Origin of the sequence: Mycobacterium sp. 852002-51971_SCH5477799-a (genome assembly GCF_001667145.1) — a bacterium.
Taxonomy (GTDB): domain Bacteria; phylum Actinomycetota; class Actinomycetes; order Mycobacteriales; family Mycobacteriaceae; genus Mycobacterium.
This window is the reverse complement of the sequence record NZ_LZIF01000125.1, coordinates 1-1052: the sequence shown is the minus strand read 5'-3', so window position 1 is coordinate 1052 and position 1052 is coordinate 1. Positions and strand designations below refer to the sequence as shown.

The 1052-nt window shown below is 64.4% G+C and carries 1 protein-coding gene and 1 pseudogene; both read left to right on the top strand.

Annotated features, from left to right (window positions below):
* A partial coding sequence (locus A5753_RS23385) for an MCE family protein (RefSeq protein WP_197694781.1) occupies window positions 1–507 on the top strand: 507 nt, incomplete at its 5' end.
* A gap of 315 nt (window positions 508–822) precedes the next feature.
* Window positions 823–1052, top strand: a pseudogene (locus tag A5753_RS23380) (MlaD family protein); the annotation flags it as partial.

The window sequence follows — 1052 nt, the reverse complement described above, 5'->3', positions numbered from 1 at the left end:
AAGGCCGGCCCGTATCTGGCGCGCGGCGCGGCCGACCTGGTGCCGACGGCGCAGCTGCTGGACACCTACAGCCCCGAAATCTATTGCACGCTGCACAACTACCACGACATCGTGCCCATCACCGGTGCCTCCGAGGGCGGGTTCAATGGCTACTCATTGAACATGGACACCGAGGTCACATCGGGGCTCGGTCTGATCGCGAACCCGCTGTCGCTCGCCGCCGTCGCGGCGCTCACGCTGGGGCTCGGCGGCGCCGCCGGCCTGGTGGGCGGTGCGCCCAACCCCTACATCTATCCCGAGAACCTGCCTCGGGTGAACGCGCGCGGCGGCCCGGGCGGTGCGCCGGGTTGCTGGCAGCCCATCACCCACGACCTCTGGCCCGCACCAGAGTTGGTAATGGACTCCGGTAACAGCCTCGCGCCCTACAACCACCTCGACACCGGATCGCCGTATGCGATCGAATACGTCTGGGGCCGCCAAGTAGGCGACAACACCATCAACCCGTAGCAGCCTGCTCGGACCGCGAAATAGCTGCCGGAGAACATAATTCGCCTACCGTAATGACTGGTGAGGTGCTGCCTGCCGGGGCGGTTATTCGAAAGAAGATGTTGTGCGCGCGACGGTTTGCGCCGTCGCTTTATTTGTGCCACTGCATCGCGGTACATTTCATTGGTCTTATTTCATAGGTGTACAGGCCAGCGCCCGGTGGCGACGGTCCCGAGGCGAGGGGCAGTGGTGGCGACGGTGGGTTACCCGGATAACCAACCGCGCGGGTGGCCGCCCGTCGCCGGACCCACAATCTTCGGGCTCACGGTGTAGGCCATGGAAGGTTCACCCGTTCAGATCAACGACTCGCGAGAGCCGCCCTACCGGTTCATCACCTTTGTCGTCGCGGTGGTTCTCGCCGTGATCTTCACCCTGGTCTACATCCAGTTCCGCGGAGGTTTCACTCCCAAGACCGAGTTGACGATGTTGGCGTCGCGGGCCGGGTTGGTGATGGATCCGGGTTCGAAGGTCACCTACAACGGGGTGGAGATCGGCCGGGTGGGGTC